This window comes from Photorhabdus antumapuensis, from assembly GCF_020387775.1.
Taxonomy (GTDB): Bacteria; Pseudomonadota; Gammaproteobacteria; order Enterobacterales; family Enterobacteriaceae; genus Photorhabdus; species Photorhabdus antumapuensis.
This window is the reverse complement of record NZ_JAHZMK010000008.1, coordinates 59,243-78,806: the sequence shown is the minus strand read 5'-3', so window position 1 is coordinate 78,806 and position 19,564 is coordinate 59,243. Positions and strand designations below refer to the sequence as shown.

14 protein-coding genes and 1 pseudogene are annotated in these 19,564 nt (G+C 40.7%); 2 read left to right on the top strand and 13 right to left on the bottom strand.

What is annotated here, in order from left to right; translation table 11 throughout:
- Positions 1-102: 102 nt before the first annotated feature.
- Positions 103-266 (top strand): annotated as a pseudogene (locus tag KZ793_RS01610) (IS630 family transposase); the annotation flags it as partial.
- Between the two features lie 283 nt (positions 267-549).
- Here the strand turns inward: KZ793_RS01610 and pssA are convergent.
- On the bottom strand, positions 550-1,905 hold the full coding sequence (pssA, locus tag KZ793_RS01605; RefSeq protein ID WP_225812934.1) for a CDP-diacylglycerol--serine O-phosphatidyltransferase: 1,356 nt from the start codon (positions 1,903-1,905) through the stop codon (positions 550-552).
- Between the two features lie 163 nt (positions 1,906-2,068).
- Complete coding sequence (locus tag KZ793_RS01600) at positions 2,069-4,711, bottom strand: bifunctional acetate--CoA ligase family protein/GNAT family N-acetyltransferase (protein WP_225812933.1); 2,643 nt, start codon at positions 4,709-4,711, stop codon at positions 2,069-2,071.
- Positions 4,712-5,031: 320 nt separating this feature from the next.
- On the opposite strand from KZ793_RS01600, the gene KZ793_RS01595 reads away from it, so the two are divergent.
- Entirely contained in the window at positions 5,032-6,048 is a 1,017-nt protein-coding gene (locus KZ793_RS01595) for a tRNA/rRNA methyltransferase (protein WP_225812932.1), read from the top strand.
- Between the two features lie 47 nt (positions 6,049-6,095).
- On the opposite strand, the gene emrB is transcribed toward KZ793_RS01595, so the two are convergent.
- From emrB to nrdE, 11 genes are all read right to left on the bottom strand, one after another.
- Positions 6,096-7,637, bottom strand: a complete 1,542-nt coding sequence (gene emrB, locus KZ793_RS01590; protein WP_225812927.1) for a multidrug efflux MFS transporter permease subunit EmrB — start codon at positions 7,635-7,637, stop codon at positions 6,096-6,098.
- Between the two features lie 14 nt (positions 7,638-7,651).
- A complete protein-coding gene (emrA, locus tag KZ793_RS01585) occupies positions 7,652-8,836 on the bottom strand; it encodes a multidrug efflux MFS transporter periplasmic adaptor subunit EmrA (protein ID WP_225812925.1) in 1,185 nt (394 codons plus the stop codon).
- 232 nt (positions 8,837-9,068) lie between these two features.
- Complete coding sequence (gene mprA / locus KZ793_RS01580) at positions 9,069-9,596, bottom strand: transcriptional repressor MprA (RefSeq protein ID WP_118987215.1); 528 nt, start codon at positions 9,594-9,596, stop codon at positions 9,069-9,071.
- A 129-nt stretch (positions 9,597-9,725) separates the two neighbouring features.
- A complete protein-coding gene (gene ygaH / locus KZ793_RS01575; RefSeq protein WP_118987216.1) occupies positions 9,726-10,064 on the bottom strand; it encodes an L-valine transporter subunit YgaH in 339 nt (112 codons plus the stop codon).
- Complete coding sequence (locus tag KZ793_RS01570; protein ID WP_225812923.1) at positions 10,061-10,819, bottom strand: AzlC family ABC transporter permease; 759 nt, start codon at positions 10,817-10,819, stop codon at positions 10,061-10,063. The genes ygaH and KZ793_RS01570 overlap by 4 nt, the downstream gene beginning before the upstream one ends.
- Positions 10,820-10,944: 125 nt before the next feature.
- Positions 10,945-12,135 carry an MFS transporter gene (locus KZ793_RS01565; RefSeq protein ID WP_225812921.1) on the bottom strand — a complete coding sequence of 397 codons (1,191 nt, stop codon included), beginning with the start codon at positions 12,133-12,135 and terminating at the stop codon, positions 10,945-10,947.
- A 376-nt stretch (positions 12,136-12,511) separates the two neighbouring features.
- Positions 12,512-13,510, bottom strand: a complete 999-nt coding sequence (gene proX, locus KZ793_RS01560; protein WP_225812919.1) for a glycine betaine/L-proline ABC transporter substrate-binding protein ProX — start codon at positions 13,508-13,510, stop codon at positions 12,512-12,514.
- 69 nt (positions 13,511-13,579) lie between these two features.
- On the bottom strand, positions 13,580-14,668 hold the full coding sequence (gene proW, locus KZ793_RS01555; RefSeq protein ID WP_225812917.1) for a glycine betaine/L-proline ABC transporter permease ProW: 1,089 nt from the start codon (positions 14,666-14,668) through the stop codon (positions 13,580-13,582).
- On the bottom strand, positions 14,661-15,860 hold the full coding sequence (gene proV, locus KZ793_RS01550; RefSeq protein ID WP_225812916.1) for a glycine betaine/L-proline ABC transporter ATP-binding protein ProV: 1,200 nt from the start codon (positions 15,858-15,860) through the stop codon (positions 14,661-14,663). The genes proW and proV overlap by 8 nt, the downstream gene beginning before the upstream one ends.
- A 593-nt stretch (positions 15,861-16,453) precedes the next feature.
- The gene (gene nrdF, locus KZ793_RS01545) at positions 16,454-17,413 is read right to left on the bottom strand and encodes a class 1b ribonucleoside-diphosphate reductase subunit beta (protein ID WP_225812915.1); all 960 of its coding nucleotides are present in this window, start codon (positions 17,411-17,413) and stop codon (positions 16,454-16,456) included.
- 21 nt (positions 17,414-17,434) lie between these two features.
- On the bottom strand, positions 17,435-19,564 hold the full coding sequence (nrdE, locus tag KZ793_RS01540; RefSeq protein ID WP_225812913.1) for a class 1b ribonucleoside-diphosphate reductase subunit alpha: 2,130 nt from the start codon (positions 19,562-19,564) through the stop codon (positions 17,435-17,437).

The following is a 19,564-nucleotide window of genomic DNA, read 5'->3' as shown; positions in this document are numbered from 1 at the left end:
AAGCTGGGGGTTTTTGCGTTTTTAAAATATTATTTTATTGCATATACCCGTAATCATTGAAGATGCTTGATTTTCCCAAAAATGAGGATCATGGTATCAGTCATGAAAATATTCATTACTGATGAACAGAAAGCCGAACTAGAACACTTCCAACACATCTGACGTGATAAGAGGGGGGTGATCGCATAAAAGCTGTTCTGCTGGCCTCTGAAGGCTGGAGTTCAGTCATGATCCCTCAGGCCCTGCGTCTTCATGAGACAAGCATTATATGATTAATAAGGTATTCCGGAGCAGAGAAATAATATTTTAAAATAGAACATTCGAGGATTGTAATTCGATTAATTTCTTGTTGAAAATAGAGTGTTAACACGATTGGTTGTTTTATATTTTTTTAATCTCTAAAATCTAAATCTATGTACTTTTTAATATTATTATTATTTAAACAAAGTTGAGATTTATCAAATTAAAGTTCGATGGTAAAAAATCTCCCGAAATTATTCAATATCAGGAGATTTGATTTAGAAAAGATAATTCGCTTTATCGATTCAATTACAGAATACGACTAATCAATTTGTCTACCCGGATGCGACGTAAGCGGCGGATAAGTTTACGTACTTTGACTGGGTAAAGCTGGATGCTGTCCAATTCCTGATAATCATTGACAACCGTAGTATAAGTACGGATACAGTGCAGTTCTTTTGTACGTTGTTCCTGCATTTCTTTATTAGGATCGTGGATAAGAATAGCATTTTCTAAATCCAGTCCCCAGGCACGTGGATTAAGATTATTTCCTGTAATCAATTGCCATTGATTGTCCACCCACACACCTTTTAGGTGGTAGCTATTATCACCATCTTTCCATAGCCTGATAGTCAGTTGATTATTGTCAACATAACTCTGTAGTCTACTGATGAAACGGCGCAGATTAATTTCATATAAATAGGGTAATGCCCCGATAATTTTAAATGGTTCTTCCGGCGGAATATAAAAATCGTTGGCAGTTTTATCGCCAACAATAATTTCTACATGTTTACCTTTACGAAGCAGATGAATAATCTGCCGGACAATGATGGCTGGAAGATTAAAATACGGGGTACAAATAATCAGCTTTTGTTCTGTGCTGGCGATCAGATGACTAATGGTTTTATTTAGTAGATTTTTCTTTCCCAGACCGGCAAGTGGAGTGACAGATAGTTCGTCATTCGTTGCCTGATTATTTATTTTGTAGGTAGTGTGCCGCAGAGAAAAACGTAATTGACGGATCAGGTTTTTAATTTCAGGAATACGAGGACGGTTCTTACAATCCAATTTCTGTACGGCCCCTGTAGCGATAATGTAATTATCAACAAAGTGTTTCATTGCTTCTGCAAGTTTTTCATTGTGAAGCAAGTGGTAGCGATCATAACGATATTTATCATGTTGGTGGAGATAAACGTCATTAATGCTTGCTCCACTATAAACCACAGTATCGTCAAAGATAAAACCTTTTAAATGTAAAACACCCAGTGCTTCGCGGGTATTTACAGGTACACCGAGTACTGGAATTTTCACATCAGGATAAGCTTCTGCCATAGAACAATACCAATCGGCATTTGTTACCATTGCAGCAGCACCAATGCGTCCACGTTGTGCTCGATGCCAGTCAACGAGCACTTTAATGTCCAAGTCTGGGCGTTGTTGTTTAGCTGTATAAAGTGCATTAAGGATATCTTTCCCTGCGTCATCATTTTCCAGATAGAGGGAGATGATATAAATATGTTTTTCAGCGTTAGCAATTTTTTCCAGCAGGGTGCTGCGGAACACTTCAGGTTGATAAAGTGTTTTAACATCAGCAACTGACTGAGGTAGCTTAGGCAGTTGTGCAAGGTGTTGTTGATGTTTAGCTTGTTTGAATTTAGACAACATCACAGTGCGCTTTTTCTCTTATGTTAGATGGCTAAAAGACTACTATGTAAAGCAATGAATCAAATGATCTGGCGATAATACCATTAGTTTGGCTAATTGTGAGCATGATTTAACGCTCTAATGCCTAATGATTCAAGTCTGTGCGGTTCATCACGTAGTTGATTTAGAGTTCGAGGGATAAGTTTACAATGCTATCCTCAAATTGAACATCTATGGTAAATCCTAGTTTTTTAGCCAGTTTTATCATAGTACGGTTTTCTGGCATGGTGATAGCGTTGAGGCGGCTTATGCCATGTTCTCGTGTATAGTTAATCAGTTTTATCATAAGTTGATATCCAAGGGTGATCCCTTTTAAGTCAGAACGCACTAGCACAGCGAATTCTGCTTCGACATTATCAGGATCAGCTATGGCACGAGTAACCCCGATAATTTCTGGGGTAGTTTTAGGATGTCGTACGGCAACAAATGCCATTTCACGGTCATAATCAATTTGAGTCATATTTGCCAGATCATCGTGTGTGAATTCGCTGATTTCACTAAAGTAGCGGTAATAGAGATCTTCTTTAGTAACCTGGCCGATAAAATCTTTCAGCAATGGCTCATCTTCTGGCAGAATCGGACGTAGCAGGCATTCTGCATCCCCTCTGAGTCTTATAGTCTCTTCTAGTTCGCTTGGGTATGGACGGATAGCTAATCTAGTTCGTGAATCACCTTCTATTGAAGATAATTCCATTGATACATCCAATAATGTGAATTCATCGCCAGAAGCCAGTAACGGATGAATATCTAATCGTACAATTTGCGGGCAATCAAGTAACAGATTAGATACCTGAACTAACAGTCGGCTGAGTGCCAGTACGTCTAATGATTGAGGAGCTCCCTTGAGCTTAATTTTTCTACTTTTAATCGCTTGAATAACCAGGTATCGCGCTAACGCCATATTAAGAGGTGGCAGCGCAACGGCTGCTTGTGTTTCGTGTGACCACTCAATACCTCCTTCACCTAACATAATTAGTGGGCCAAATACCTCATCTTGTTCGACTGCAATTCGTAATTCTTGTGCGCCGGCACGGTTTGCCATGCTCTGAACTAACAGTCCTTGAATTCTTGCGTGTGGGAAATTCTGATTGACACGTTCGATAATCGCTTGAGCAGAAGCCTTGACCTCATTTGTATTTCGCAAATAGAGCATAACCCCCTGAACTTCTGATTTATGCGGGATATCTGGCGAGCGTAATTTCAGCGCAACAGGATAACCGATCTGTTGGGCAATATTGACTGCTTCATCACTGTTATGAGCAATCCATGTTGGCAATGTATTGAGACCATAAGCTTCCAGAATAGGTTGAACTTCATGGGTATCCAGACGAGAATTTCCCTGTTCCAGAGCCTGTTGTATGCACTGATGGGCACGCGCTGTGTTAGCTGTGATGTTTGCTGGTAGTGCGGGTGTTTCTGTTAATTGTTTCTGATTACGGCGATATTCCACCATGTGCATGAAAGCAGTAATCGCGCCTTCAGGGGTGCGATAAGTTGGAATACCTGCTTCACTGAACAGACGGCGGGCTTCTTGTGAAGAGAATTCACCGCACCAATTGGTAAAGATAGTTAGCCATTTTCCCCGTGGGTGTTTACGGATTGTTTCAATGACTTTGGTTGCGGTTTGAATACCGGGAGCAATCGCGCTAGGAGAGTGAATAAGTAACAGAGCATCATGGTCGTGGCTGTCTAGTAATGGTTTTAACGCAGAGATATAACGTTCCACCGTGGAGTCATCTTTTAAATCTAGCGGGTTATGTAGGGAGATAGTTTCTGGTAGTTGTGTTTTTAATGCCTTCGTTGTCTCTTCACCTAATATTGCGAGCTTACCGTTACGGAGGAATAACGCATCCAGCGCCATTGCGGCAGGAGCAGCACCATTGCTGACGATAAATAGCCGTTCTCCCCGTAAAGGTGACATATGGCTTAATGTTTCTACAGCAGAAAACATTTCATGTGTATCTTGCACGCGCAGTAACCCTGCTCGCTGAATTGCTGCGTCATAAGCCGCATCCAGATTTTGTTGTTCACCAAGTAATTTCTGTGCTCGTTTAGTACGGCCGCTTTTAACCACCAAAATGGGTTTATTGCGAGAAGCACTTCTAGATGCTGAAAGAAAGCGACGGGCATCATGAATATGCTCTAAATAGAGCAGGATAGCGCTGGTTTTACTGTCACGAGTCAGAAAATCAAGCAGATGATCAATATCGATATCTACACTGTCACCTAACGCTATAAAGTAGGAAAATCCGACTCCCCGGTGTTTTGCCCAATCAAGAATTGTATTTGAGACTGCCGCCGATTGAGAAATAAAGGCTAATTTCCCTTTGAGTATTGGAACCGGAGAAAAGCTGGCATTTAGCCCTTGCCAGGGGGCTAATAGTCCTAAGCTGTTTGGCCCAAGTAGTCGGATACTATAGCGCTGGCAGCACTGCTTTAGTTCAGCAAATTGGGACGTTGGTGAAGAAAGAATAATCACCGTTTTGCAACCCAACTGCCCCAGTTGTTTTAAACATTGCAAATTACGGTGATGATGAGTACAAATAACAGCCAAATCTGGTGTGATCGGTAATTTATCTATTGAAGGGTAAGCTAAAACCCCTTGAACAGAACGGCTATTAGGTGTAATCGGTAGTATTGGCCCGGCAAAACCTCCTGCAAGCAAGTTGCGCATCATAACTGAACCCGCTCGTTCTGGTTTTTCTGAGGCACCAATTACAGCAATGGATTTAGGGCGTAATAAAGCTTCAAGTCCGCGCTGGCTCATCAGGAGGCTCCTTTTTGTGGTTAGTTGATAACTGTAGCGGATTTCGCAATTTGTTACTGTGATTTACGCTATCGGATGCTGTTGCTGAGAAGCAATTAAATTGCCAGCTTGTTTCAAAATAGTACCAAGCTGTAGCTTGAATATCTTCGGTGGGTGTCTGTTTCAACAGATAGCCTGACTATGCCCTCGATAGCAAGTACAGCATATCTCGCCGAAAGCAGGAAAATTAAGAGTGCATTTTAATGGATTATGGTTGTCAGAGGTAGCTTAAGATGCGCACATCAGGTAATCTTCGCGCCATAAAGCAGTTGGAGAAACGAATGAACGATTCATACAGTGGTAAAAATGGCAAAGTCAAAGTGATGTATGTCCGTAGTGAGGGCGATAATGACAGCCGCAGCAATAACAAACGTCCATCTGGCAAGGGACGCGATCAAGGTCAGCGTCGTCGGGACAATGAGCGAACATCCCGTTCTCCGCGTGACAATGAGCGTGAAAGATCTCCTTGGAAAACAGTGTCACGCCCTGAGAGTGATTCTTTAACGTCAGTGCATGGTGGTATCAGTGGGAAAAGCCAGATTGATCCTGAACAGCTCCGTCGTCAGCGGATGGAAGAAACTAGGATTTATGGTGAAAATGCTTGTCAGGCGATGTTTAAAAACCGTTCTGAAGCGATAGTTCGTGCCTGGTTTGTTGAATCAGTGACACCACGCTTCCGCAATGCGCTGAAATGGATGGCTGCTAACCGTAAAGCCTATCATGTTGTGGATGAGGCTGAACTGACAAAAGTGTCAGGTACTGAACATCATGGTGGTGTTTGTTTTCTGATTAAGAAACGCAATGGTTTGGATGCAGAGACCTACCTGAAAGATGCTCCAGTAAAAGATTGTGTTTTGGCTCTTGAAGATGTGGGTAATCCTCACAACCTTGGCGCTATTATGAGAAGTTGTGCACATTTCGGTGTGCAAGGGGTGATTTTGCAGGATGTGGCCTTGCTGGAGTCGGGGGCGGCTATCCGTACAGCAGAAGGTGGTGCTGAGCATATTAAAGGTATTGATGCTGATAGCTTGAACACTACACTGAATAACTTTCGTAAAGCGGGTTACACCATTGTGACGACATCCAGCCATAAAGGTAGTACCGATTTAGCTAAAGTTGAATTACCGGAAAAAATGGTTCTGGTACTTGGTCAAGAACGTGATGGTTTGAGTGACAGTGCTTGGGAACATGGTGATATGAGTTTGTTCGTTGGTGGCACGGGTTTGATTGAAAGCCTGAACGTTTCTGTTGCAACTGGCATTATGCTAGCTGAATGGTGGCGACAGAATAAAGCTTGATTAGGAAAAGCGGGAGCTGGGGTGCTCCCGGTTTTGCCATTTAAGATTTAGTGGGCTCCGCTTATGCCTTCTTTACTTCCTTGGGTAAATGGTGGCTTGGCTAGCCAGACGAGCATAATCAAAATCAGGAATACTCCGGCTGAAAGCCAAAAAATTTCATTCGCTGAGATTATGAGCCCTTGATGAGTAACTTCTTTTGCTAGATAAGCAGAAATTTGCTGGTTACTCATGCCTAATTCTGATAATTGTTGATAGATCTGTTGAGTATCGGGACTATAAGGATTGATATGTTCAGTAAAATGGGAATGATGCATTGACTCGCGTTGGGTCCACATGGTTGTCGTTAGTGATGTTCCTATTGAACCCGCCAGTGTCCGAATAAAATTCGATAAACTGGATGCAGATGCCACCCGCTCTGCTGGCAAGCCGGAAAGGGTAATGGTTGTGAGTGGCATAAAGAAACAGGCAATAGCAAACCCCTGGATAAACTGAGGCCATGCGACTGCGGCAAAATCCATGCCTGGTTCGAATGTATATGCGCGCCAGTAATAACAGATGGCATAAACAACAAAACTGAATGTCACTATGTAGCGCATATCTGCTTTATTGCCGAATTTACCAATCAGTGGAGAAATTATTAGTGGTAACAATCCTACCGGTGCTGATGCAAGACCTGACCAGGTTGCTGTATAACCGAACACTTCCTGTAATAACTGAGGTAATAACACAATTGTGCCGAAATAGAGCATATAAGCTAAGCTCAAACAGAAGCAACCAATGGTAAAATTGCGCTCTTTAAACAGTGATAGATCAATAATTGGGTTATTATCGGTCAGTTCCCATACCACCAGAAATGCTAATGAGATGATGGCGATAACTGTCAAAACGATAATTTCTGTAGAATTAAACCAGTCCAGCTCTTTTCCCTGATCTAGCATAATTTGTAAACAACCAACGCCGACCACTAACAACATGAGTCCTATTGTATCGATAGGCTTGATCTCTGTTTGGGTTTCACGCCCTTTCAGCGTTTGCATAGCAATCAGAATAATCGCTATACCAACAGGAACGTTGATAAAGAAAATCCATCCCCAATGGTAGTTATCACTGATGTAGCCACCCAAAATAGGGCCAAAAATTGGTGCAATAATAATCGTGATTGACCATAATGCCAGTGCCATATTTCCTTTGGCTGGTGGATAATTGTTCAGGAGTAGACTTTGTGAAAGGGGAATAAGAGGACCGGCAACTAATCCTTGAATAACCCGGAAGAAGATTAGCATACCAAGACTGTTGGAAATACCGCATAGCCAGGAAGCTATGGCAAATAGAGCGGTTGACCAGATGAATAACTTAACTTCGCCGATGCGTTTTGCCAACCATCCAGTAATCGGGATGGAAATTGCATTGGCAACTCCGAAAGAGGTAATTACCCAGATCCCTTGAGAATTTGATGATCCTAGATTACCTGAAATCGTGGGTATCGCTACGTTAGCAATGGTAGAATCTAACACTTGCATGAATGTTGCCAAGGATAACGCAATGGTCATCCATGCAAGTTTGGCACCTGTAAGCGGCTGTCTCGTCACCTTAGCCTCCGGTATTATTTTCCAGCATTACTATTAGTAATGTCATTAACTATTTTATTGGCAGGAGACATATCTATTGCCAGAGCAGCGGTGTGATAAGCTGATTTAGTACGTGCTCTATCAGACAGAACGGTTCCATCAGGACTCGTAGTATCTACTCTGACTTTAGTCGAGAGGCCGATGCGTAATGGGTATTTTTCTAGTTGCCCAGGATCAAGCTCAATGCGGACGGGTAAACGTTGTACAACCTTAATCCAATTACCACTGGCGTTCTGAGCGGGTAATAAAGAGAAGGCGCTGCCGGTACCCATATCAAGGCCAGTGATTTTGCCGCTAAATACTTTGCTTCCACCATAGAAATCGCTGGTGATTTCCACGGGTTGACCAATACGCATACCAGAAATTTGCGTCTCCTTGAAGTTAGCTTCGATCCACATATCGTTTGCCGAAACTATTGCCATCAGTGGAGTATTTTTATTGATTTGTGCACCAATTTGTACACTACGGCGTGAGACATAACCATCGATTGGGCTGACTATTTTCGTGCGTTGTAACGCCAGCCAAGCGTTACGGACTTCCGTTGCAGCTTGTTCAATGGCAGGTTGCTTCTCTAGAGGTGTATCCAGGACAATTGCTTGATTAGCGTTATATTGTTCAATAGCAATATCCAGCGCAGCTCGGGCACTGGCGACAGCTTCCTGTGCATGTTGCAACTCTTCTTTGCCAATGACTTTTTGAGCGCTAAGTATTTCACGACGGCTAAGATCATTTTGCACTTTGGTTAATTCGGATCTGCGTAAAGCGATGTTAGCCTGATATTGTTTACTGTTAACTATCTGTTGATGAGTCTGGCGAACGCTGTTGGCTAATGTTGTTTTTGCTTTTTCTAATGCTAATTCTGCATCACGGGGATCGAGTTGTACCAATATACTACCGCTTTTCACAAAGTCAGTATTATCAAAGTTAACTGTGATTACGCTGCCAGCAACTTGCGACATGATCTGAACTTGATTACCTGTAACGTAGGCGTTATCTGTTTCTTGATGGTGGCGTAAAATGAGAAACCAATAGAAAAAATAGGCAACACCGAGCAGGGTAAAGATAAGGGTTAGTAACACTAAGGCACGACTGCGTTGCCTTTTTTTGCTACTGGTTGGATCTTGTGCCGCTTGTACTTCTATTGCCTCATTTGCGCTCATAGTAAATCCCCATGCTTGTTATTTATCTTCTAGTAATTACTATTTTCAGATCACTTTCCAGTAGTGGTATATCATCACTACTGGAAAGGTGAATGACACAGGATCCAATGTTATCGAAGAATAATAGTTAGCTTTTTGCAGAAAATATCATTTTGGCTAACAGGAAAATTTTTTCGAACAATTTAACCAAGAAAGTATTGTTTGGATGAAAATTGATCGATTAAACAACAAGCTATTTTTTGATACAATCGCCCATTGTATCAAGTCTGACCAGTAATTTTCTCATTAACTTTTCTAACTGTTTTTGTTCCTCCTGGTCAAGGCATGACCAAAGTTTTCTCAGGCAATCATGTTGAGGTGGAAGCAAACTATTTAAAAATTTTGTACCTTGTTCTGTCAGATGAAGATGAAGGCAACGGCGGTCGTTATGACTTTCCTTTCTTTCAATCCACTCCTGCTTTTCTAATTCATCAGCAATACGAGTGGCGTTAGTACGGGAGGAACCTAATGCGGCACTTAATTCTGATGGCTGAATGCTGTGGCTTTCTTTAGTATCAAGGATCATCAGGGCCATGAACAAAGTTTCATTGATACCTTGAGCTTTCAGCATATTATTACGGTTTTCAAGCAATTTACTTTGGACGTGCATTGATAACCTAGTCAACAGGATCTCTTGATAAGGGATATCTTTATTTAATTTGGCTTGCTGTGCTGCACGAATATTCAGTAATTCTTCGGTAGGCGTAAACGAACTTTCCATTATTTAGATACCTTATTAGTTTCAACTGGTAAGATAACTTTTGTTATCAAACATCCAAATGGTATATTAAAAGATAAATTTAGCAATTGTAGTTATTTGTTATCATCATATTTCTTTTGATATTGATACCTAATTCATAAATATTTTGAATGTTAGTCCAAAAAGCAGTGCGCCAAATAACGTTGCGAGTATAATTTGCCTTGTTTTGTAAAAGACTAAACAGATGGTCAGACAGCCTATTAGGGTAGGAAGTAGTTTTTGACTCTCTCTCATCACATCAGGTACACCCGATACGATGAGTAAAGAACAAATGGATGCAATGCCAATACTGTCAAGAATAATGCTTGTTTTTCCACTTTTTCTGCCGGCGGATTGACGTGCTTTCCCAAATCGTAGTGGCAGATAGCGAAATGAAAAGTTAGCTAACCCAACAAATAGCCCGATGAGCAAAATCTTGCTATCAATCATGGTGTTTCCTTTTGTTCAGAAGAGTCATTGCCACTGTTTTGCGGTTGTAACAGTGCCGCGATACAACCGCCGACAATACCTGCCAGAATAGCAACTGGAATTGAGAAAAATGTAATCCCCAAAAGTGCTCCGGTTAGTGCGGTTGCAACACAATAACTATTTTGCTTTCTGCAAGAAGCAAGAAGAAAGCTGAGAAACAGTGCTGGTAACATGAAAATCATGGCAGCTTCTACAGCAGGATAGGATTCCAAATAACCGTTACCAAGAAATGCCCCAGCTGTGGTACCTGCGACCCAGGCCAGCCAGGAACAGATTGCAATAGCAACCATCCAGTTTTCACTCCAGCTCCGTTGGTTCTTAATGAGTTTTGCAGTAGCGGCGGCAAAAACTTCATCTGTCAGGCCAAAAGCCCAGATAACGGTTTTTTTCTCCGTTAACTTATCTTTGATTCGGTGCCTTAAAGATGGACCATAGAGAATATGGCGGACATCCATTGCCATGATTGTTAGGGCAGAAATCCATAATGATGTACCCGCACTCAGTAAAGCTGTGATGACGAACTGGCTTGCACCGGCGTAGATGATGCATGAAAAGAAAATGGCTTCTATTGGATTGAAGCCAAGTTTGACGGCATTGAGACCAAAAGCAAAGGCGACGGGAATATAGCCGATAACAATGGGTAAACTGTCTATTATTCCTTCAGTAAAAGAAGACTTTTTACTGGTTAAGGGTGATGATGTATCAGAAACAGGCATAAAATCTATCTGGTCATATGAATGTTATATAACATTAACAAAAGGAAACCAAATAGAAAATATCATCCTTAACAAATGTTTCATAAATGTTTTTATTTAAGTATTTTTTTACTATGACCTGTTTCTTACAACGTCTTTGGTTCGTACTTTTTGCCTAAAAACCACACGATTAGGCTTATTATGCAGATAGTAATGCCCGCAGCGGCAACACCATACCAACCTGAGTGTTTGTAAGCATAGCCTGAAACCAGAGAGCCAAGGGCCCCACCCATAAAATAGCTGGTCATGTAAGCGGCGGTGAGCCGATTTCTGGCTTCTGGCATGATGCGGTATATCGTACTTTGATTTGTAACGTGAACACCTTGAATCGCAATATCAAGGAGAAAAATACCAATTATAAAGCCAATGAGTGATTCTTTGACTAAGCCGATCGGTATCCATGAAAGAAGTAATAACACCAGAGAAATGCTGGTAGTCAGAGAACCTTTTCCTTTATCAACGAGTTGCCCAGTTTTGCTTGCCATTAATGCTCCGGCAGCACCGACTAATCCAAATAAGCCGATGACTCCTTCAGAATAGTTAAAAGGAGGTGCTGAGAGCAGGAATGCCATTGATGTCCATAGCAGGCTGAAATTGGCAAATGTCAGTGCACCCAGTATAGCGCGTACTCTTAGAAGCGGGCTTGTAGTGATAAGGTTTACAATAGAGCCAAGTAATTGGAAGTAATTGAGATTGGTTACTTGTTTATAACGGGGCAGGTAGCGCCACAGCGTCAGAGAAAGAATCACCAATAAGACACTGGCAACCCAAAAAACAGTTCGCCAGCCACCAAGAGTCGCCATTGTTCCTGAGATGGTTCTTGCTAGTAATATTCCAAGCAGTAAACCGCTCATAATCGTACCGACAGCTTTTCCTCGTTGATGGGGAAGAGCAAGTGTTGCGGCCAGCGGGACCAGTATTTGAGCAACCACCGAAAATAAGCCCGTCATTGCCGTTCCCAGTAACATTTGCCAGATGTTCTGCGATGTGGCGGTAATCAGTAATCCAATAGTGGCTAATATTGTCATTGAGACAATTAAACTGCGTCGTTCGAACATATCACCTAATGGCACAAGGAATGTTAGGCCAACGGCATAGCTCAATTGAGCTGTGGTTACAATAAACCCCGCTTCGTTGACGGTCAGATTAAATTGTAACGCAATAGTATCGAGTAGAGGCTGTGCATAGTAGTTGCTGGCGACAACCAGACCTGTGGCAATTGCGATCAGTGCAATCAAAGCTGGACTTAATGGTGTACGGGAAATATTTTCTTCCATAAATGTATTTTCTTATATTTAAACGGCAGGTTGGGGGTGAGTGGACAGCTCGTTAAAGGTCTATAGTCACGAGCTAAACTTTTTGCATTGTAATGAATTTTTATTCAGGTTCAATGGTAAAGCCAAGAGAATGGTTGCTAAAGAAACTCTATTGAGTATTCATTGCGTTAGGTAGTTTTGTCCTTGTGATTTAACGATCAAATCGGACTGAGAATGAAATGTGAAAACGATATTAATTCTTGTTATTTGTCATAATATAGCGATAATGACTACAAAATTGTTGAAATATAAATTTTAATAAGAATTTTGAGTCAGAAAAAATAACAGTAAAAAACAGTGAATTGTTTTATACCAATTCACTGTAACGCTCTAGATATTAATTTTTTCCAGCAGCTTCAACAGCAGTTTTAACCCAACTATCAAACAACTTCTGATGAGCCTTAATCCAACTGTTGGCGTGACGTTCAATATCCGTTTGTGATGCCTCACCATTATGCATTCGCAAGTTTTGGGCATTGATATCCGCAAGGGGAATTTTCATGATAGAAAATAATCTGGCGGCGGCTGGGTTGTCTTCTGTCCATTTTTTAGTGGCAGCAATATGCATAATACTTGGTGGAAAACCATAATTAGCGCCATTTGGCAATTTCGTCTCTATTTTCTCATCATTAGGCATAGCGGAGAAAGGAACTTGCAGCCAGACAACATCTTTACCTGGTTTCAGCACGTCACTAACCCAATAAGGTGTCCATGTGTAATATAAGATGGGCTTGCCTTCTTTATAGCGGGCAATGGTATCTGCCATCATGGCTGCATAGTTACCTTGATTGTGTTCAACGCTATTGTTTAAACCATAAGCTTTAAGGTGATGGTTAATGGCGATTTCACAGCCCCAACCGGGATTACAGCCAGTTAAATCAGCTTTGCTGTTACCGTTGGTATCAAATAATTTGGCTATTTTCGGATCTTTTAATTGAGCAATATTCGTAATGTTGTATTTTTCCGCTGTTTTTTTGTCGATCAAATAGCCTTGTGCGGCATTTTCTACATAGTTACCAACACGGTAAAATTTGGCATTACCACCTGCTGCCTGATATTGGGTGTTGTGCAGTGGTTCCCAACTTACCGCCATAAAGGTTGCGTCACCGGAGGCAATAGAGGAATAGGCGACGTTGTAGTCCACCTCTTTGGTGGGTTTGACATTATAACCAAGTTTCTCTAATGCCTTACTGACGATCAGCGTTTGGAATGTTTCTTCGCTAAGGGTGCTTTGTATGGGTTGTACACTGATACCTTTACCCGGTAATTCGACAGCGAATAATTGAGAACTTATCAGTGATGACAGGGATATAGCCCAGATAACTATTTTACGCATGGTTTTTCCTCCTGTTGCAGTCATCATGTGTTTATCAAATAATTGTGGTTTGATAGGTGTTTTGGAAGGTTACACTTTTTGACTAAATAAATGGGTAATTAATCCAATGGGTCCAGTGGCATACCAGTGATTTATGCCTTTAGTCCGGTTGCTGCGGCCAAGAGACTGTGTTAGGCGGTCAAGGAGAATTGCAAGAATAACAATCCCGACTCCACCTACTGTGGCAAGTCCCATATCGAGACGGCCAATACCTCGCAAAACCATTTGGCCTAAACCACCAACGGCAATCATTGATGCAATAACCACCATTGATAGGGCCAGCATCAGGGTTTGGTTGACACCGGCCATAATGGTTGGCATAGCCAGTGGTAATTGAACTTTAAACAGCATCTGACGAGGGCTGGCGCCGAAAGATTCAGCTGCTTCTATCAGATCTGTTGGAACCTGTTTGATGCCTAAAATTGTCAGACGGACAATCGGGGGTAGAGCAAAGATAATGGTGACGATAACCCCAGGTACGTTACCGATGCCAAACAGCATGACAATCGGAACCAGATAAACGAATGCTGGTGTGGTTTGCATAGCATCAAGCAGCGGTTGGATAATTTTCGAGGCTCTCTTGCTGTGTGCCAGCCATATACCGAGTGGTAAACCAACGATAATGCAGAACAATAGCGATGTCAGAGCCAGTGATAGAGTGACCATAGCTTCAGACCATGCACCAATTGCACCAATAATTACCAGAGAAATCAGGGCAGTAATACCCATACCTATGCCTGATAACTGCCAGGCAATCAGGGCAAAAAATAGGATGGCAATGGGAGCAGGTATTGAAGTCAGACATTGTTCAAAGCCACTGAGAACAAAATCAATGGGAACGCGTATTCCCTGAAATGCGGGACGAAAATTTAGTACAATCCAATCAATAGCGTGGGTTACCCATGAATCTAAGGGGATAAGTGGATGCTGGAATGGGTCCATGATATTGAAATGTTCAGATTGTTCAGGGGTTGTGGGGGCGGCATCCAGCCACTCAGAACCCGTTGAATTATCGGCATCGGTTCCGTTGTTCCAGGGATCTGTATTATCGGCAGCGATGGGGGAGGTATCCCATGTATTCTGTTCAGGCTGAGTTTGATGTTCGTTTTGATTACTCATTTGGTGTCTCCTTATCTAAAGCTTGCAACAGCATCCCTTTGGAAATAACGCCGATATATTTGTCATTATTTCCAACCACCGGAATCGCACAAGGTGATTGTGCTACAACAGCAATCAGCTCATTGAGGGGCATATCTGCGGCAACGGCGGTCAGTTCCGCCAATATGGCGTGTTCGATAGGTTTTTTTTCTCGTAATGCTTTTTCCAATGAATTTACGGAAACTATACCGGCGAATTTTTGTCCACGCTCGATCAGGTAACCATAGTTTCTGTTTTCGTCATCGAGGACTTTCAATGCAGAAAGGGGACCAAAACCGGGTGCAATATGAAGCAGAGAGTCAGGACGGCGACGGGCAATGTCTTTAGCACTAAATACATGGCTGATATCTACGCCACGAAAGAAAGTTTTCACATAGTCATTCGCTGGATTATTCAAGATTTCATCAGGTGTCCCGACCTGCACAACAACACCGTCTTGCATAATGGCAATCCGGTCTCCGATACGCATTGCTTCATCCAAGTCATGAGAGATAAAGACGATAGTCCGTGGCTGATTGCCTTGCAGGCTTAACAGTTCATCTTGCATTTCTGTACGAATTAATGGATCAAGGGCAGAAAACGCTTCGTCCATTAGCAAAATATCTGGGTTATTAGCTAGTGCTCTGGCAAGCCCTACACGCTGGCGCATCCCGCCTGAGAGCTCATTTGGATAAGATTGTGCATAATTTTCCAGGTTTACCTGTTTCAGTGCATCTAACGCTTTTTTATTGCGTTCTTGTTTGGTGATTCCGGCAAGTTCCATACCAAAGGCGCTGTTTTCTAGTATGTTTAAATGCGGCATCAGTGCAAATGATTGGAAAACCATACTGATTTTGTTACGGCGAATTTCTCTTAACGCTGTTGCTGAAATCTCAGAAATATTTTCACCATCAATTAATACCTGGCCGCGAGTCGGTTTTATCAGACGATTGAGAAGGCGTACCATTGTGGATTTGCCAGAGCCAGATAATCCCATGATGACAAATATTTCGCCTTCTTCAATAGTCAGATTGGCATTTTGTATACCAACAGTCATACCTGTCTTTTCAAATATCTGATCTTTACTCAAACCCGAATTCAGTAATTTGAAAGCATATTCTGGATGGTCGCCAAATATCTTATATAGGTTTTTAACTTCAAGTTTAATTGCCATGAAATAGTTACTTTCCTTTCAATGGTTATTTAATGGTGTTATGCATTATTCATCTCTGCATGATTATTTGAATATATATACCCTAACATACTGAGAGAGTCTGACAACCCTATATTAATGATAATTAATGTAAAAGTTAGTGAAATTGAATGCCTTAAATTAGATATATTTATAGTCATTTCATTGTTATTAGCAATTTTTTTACCCAAACTCATGCTGTTATTGAAAGGATGAATTGTATCTATATTGCTGTTATTAATGTATTTTTTGATTTTGTCAGCAAATGAATCATTCACCACGTTGTAAATAGAATCGATTATTAGTTTATCATGTTGATTATGTCTAATTAGAATGAAATTTAATTTAAAATTAATTAGCTATATTAATGTTTTTTTGTCGTTTCGGATGATATAAGAGGTGGAGATGGTAAAAAATATCCATAGAAATGGCGATAATCATGAAAAAACGCCATAAAAGTATAAGGATTTTATGGCGTTTTATCGTTTAAAAAACAGGCTAAATAATATGGCTTTTAAAATATTAGAGTATTATGGTTATTTTGAAGTATTCTATATAAAATAAAATCATTCTCTTTAGAAATTCCAATCCTCATCCTCAGTATTAACTGCTTTACCGATAACATATGATGAACCTGAACCAGAAAAGAAATCATGGTTTTCATTGGCATTCGGTGATAATGCAGAGAGGATTGCAGGGCTGACATCTGTCATTTCTGGGGGAAATAAGGTTTCATAGCCAAGATTCATTAACGCTTTATTGGCATTATAATGCAAGAATTTCTTAATATCTTCAGTCCAGCCAACAATATCATAAAGTTCTTCTGTATATTTAATTTCATTTTCGTATAATTCCAATAATAATGAAAAAGTGAATTCTTTAATTTCTTTTTGCTCTAATGTTGAATATTTATTTAATGATTGTTGAAATTTATATCCAATATAATAACCGTGAATGGCTTCATCTCGGATAATAAGTCGGATTAAATCGGCTGTATTTGTTAATATTCCTCGACTTGACCAATACATAGGTAAATAGAAACCTGAATAGAATAAAAATGATTCTAGAAAAACACTGGCGACTTTTTTCTTTAATGGATGATGATGACTATAATAATTTAGTATAATTTTGGCTTTATTCTGTAATGAAAAACTCTTTTCACTCCAGTGATAGGCGTCATCCACATCAGTTGTTAGGCATAATGTTGAAAAAATGGAACTATAAGAACGTGCATGAACAGCTTCCATGAAACTAATATTGGACATAACTGCTTCTTCGTGAGGTGTTAGGGCATCTTCCATTAGCGCTGGAGCACCAACAGTGTTCTGAACTGTGTCCAATAGTGTCAGCCCGGTGAATACCCGGATAGTCAGCTTTTTTTCTTCTGTCGTCAATGTATTCCATGAAGGAATATCATTGGATAATGGAATTTTTTCCGGTAACCAAAAATTAGTTGTCAATCGGTTCCAAACTTCTAGATCTTTGTCATCTTCAATTCGGTTCCAGTTAATTGCGCGTATAGGATTACTAATCATAATAAATTTCCAGAATTCATTTTACAGTGAGCATGAAACACAGCCTTGTACTTCCGTGCCTTCCAAATCAGTTTGTTTCAGACGGATGTAATAAAGTGTTTTAATTCCTTTACGCCAGGCATAAATTTGGGCTTTATTAATATCACGGGTAGTGGCATCGTCTTTGAAGAAAAGTGTCAGTGATAATCCTTGGTCGACGTGTTGAGTGGCTGTAGCATAAGTATCAATAATCTTTTCCGGTCCTATTTCGTAAGCATCTTGGTAATATTCAAGATTATTATTCGTCATAAACGGCGCTGGATAATATACCCGCCCTGTTTTACCATCTTTACGGATTTCAATACGGGATACCATCGGGTGAATGCTTGAGGTTGAATTGTTGATATATGAAATAGAACCTGTAGGAGCAATAGCTTGGAGATTTTGATTGTAAATACCATGAGTCATAATTGAGGCTTTTAATTCAAGCCAGTCTTGTTGATTAGGAATGGTTATTCCTGCTTGTTCAAACAATTGAGAGACTTTTTTGGTCTGAGGTTGCCATGCTCTTTCTGTATATTTATTAAAAAATTCACCACTGGCATAACGAGAATCTTTAAAGCCTTTAAAGTAGCTATTGCGTTCAATGGCGATCTGATTGGAAGTACGCAGAGCGTGATAAGTGACGATGTAGAAATAGATATTGGTGAAATCTATTCCCTTTTCAGAACCATAATGAATTTTTTCTCTTGCCAGATAGCCGTGAAGATTCATTTGTCCTAAACCAATGGCATGAGAATCCTGATTTCCTTTTTCGATAGAAGGAACTGAACAGATATGGCTCATATCTGATACCGCGGTTAAAGCGCGGACAGCCATTTCAATAGAGAGGGAAAAATCAGGTGAATCCATTGTATGAGCAATGTTCATTGATCCCAGATTACAACTAATATCTTTCCCAATATGGCGGTAACTTAAATCATCTTCATATTCGCTGGCACTGTTAACTTGTAAAATTTCGGAACATAAATTACTCATATTAATCAGTCCCTTAATTGGGTTAGCGTTATTCACAGTGTCTTCATACATAATATAGGGATAACCAGATTCGAATTGGATCTCAGCTAACGTCATGAAAAATTCACGGGCATTGATTTTTGATTTCTGAATTTGTTGGTTATTCACCATCTCAGCATATTTTTCTGTCATGCTAATTTCTGACATTGGCACACCATAAACCCGCTGAATATCATAAGGTGAGAATAGATACATATCTTCATTATGTTTAGCTAGCTTAAAAGTGATATCAGGAATAACGACACCAATAGAGAGTGTTTTTATACGGATTTTTTCGTCGGCATTTTCCCGTTTTGTATCCAGAAAACGGAGAATATCGGGGTGATGAGCATGGAGATAAACGGCTCCTGCACCTTGGCGTGCACCGAGTTGATTGGCGTATGAAAACGCATCTTCCAGCATTTTCATCACTGGGATAACACCTGATGATTGATTTTCAATCATTTTTATCGGTGCACCCGTTTCCCGTAGATTACTGAGTAAGAATGCGACCCCACCGCCACGTTTTGAAAGCTGTAAGGCTGAATTGACTGAACGTCCGATGGATTCCATATTATCTTCAATGCGTAGCAGGAAACAGGAAACCAATTCTCCTCGCTGTTTCTTACCACAATTAAGAAAAGTTGGCGTTGCTGGTTGAAAACGGCCACTGATCATCTCATCCACCAGACGACAAGCCAGCATCTGATCGCCTTGGGCCAGGGTCAGTGCTACCATGCATACCCGATCTTCATAGCGTTCTAGATAACGTTTATTATCGAAGGTTTTCAGAGTATAACTGGTGTAATATTTGAATGCGCCCAGAAAGGTTTGAAAGCGGAATTTTTTGCTATAGGCTTGCTGAAAGAGCTTTTTAATAAAAGTAAAATCGTATTGCTCCAGGACGTTTGTTTCGTAATATCCCTCTTGTTGGAGGAAATCCAGTTTCTCTTTTAGGCTATGGAAGAATAGTGTGTTTGGATTTACATGCTGGCGAAAGTAATAATGAATAGCCAGTTTATCTTTATCAAATTGAATCTTTCCTTCACTATCGTACAGATTGAGTAAGGCATTTAAAGCATGATAATCCTGTTGTGTATCAATTTGAAAAGTCAT

What these genes read in the sequence shown, in the direction of transcription:
- pssA (WP_225812934.1), bottom strand. Translation starts at nt 1,905, where the DNA reads ATGTTGTCTAAATTCAAACAAGCTAAACATCAACAACACCTTGCACAA.
- KZ793_RS01600 (WP_225812933.1), bottom strand. Translation starts at nt 4,711, where the DNA reads ATGAGCCAGCGCGGACTTGAAGCTTTATTACGCCCTAAATCCATTGCT.
- KZ793_RS01595 (WP_225812932.1), top strand. Translation starts at nt 5,032, where the DNA reads ATGAACGATTCATACAGTGGTAAAAATGGCAAAGTCAAAGTGATGTAT.
- emrA (WP_225812925.1), bottom strand. Translation starts at nt 8,836, where the DNA reads ATGAGCGCAAATGAGGCAATAGAAGTACAAGCGGCACAAGATCCAACC.
- mprA (WP_118987215.1), bottom strand. Translation starts at nt 9,596, where the DNA reads ATGGAAAGTTCGTTTACGCCTACCGAAGAATTACTGAATATTCGTGCA.
- ygaH (WP_118987216.1), bottom strand. Translation starts at nt 10,064, where the DNA reads ATGATTGATAGCAAGATTTTGCTCATCGGGCTATTTGTTGGGTTAGCT.
- KZ793_RS01570 (WP_225812923.1), bottom strand. Translation starts at nt 10,819, where the DNA reads ATGCCTGTTTCTGATACATCATCACCCTTAACCAGTAAAAAGTCTTCT.
- KZ793_RS01565 (WP_225812921.1), bottom strand. Translation starts at nt 12,135, where the DNA reads ATGGAAGAAAATATTTCCCGTACACCATTAAGTCCAGCTTTGATTGCA.
- proX (WP_225812919.1), bottom strand. Translation starts at nt 13,510, where the DNA reads ATGCGTAAAATAGTTATCTGGGCTATATCCCTGTCATCACTGATAAGT.
- proW (WP_225812917.1), bottom strand. Translation starts at nt 14,668, where the DNA reads ATGAGTAATCAAAACGAACATCAAACTCAGCCTGAACAGAATACATGG.
- proV (WP_225812916.1), bottom strand. Translation starts at nt 15,860, where the DNA reads ATGGCAATTAAACTTGAAGTTAAAAACCTATATAAGATATTTGGCGAC.
- nrdF (WP_225812915.1), bottom strand. Translation starts at nt 17,413, where the DNA reads ATGATTAGTAATCCTATACGCGCAATTAACTGGAACCGAATTGAAGAT.
- nrdE (WP_225812913.1), bottom strand. Translation starts at nt 19,564, where the DNA reads ATGACTTTTCAAATTGATACACAACAGGATTATCATGCTTTAAATGCC.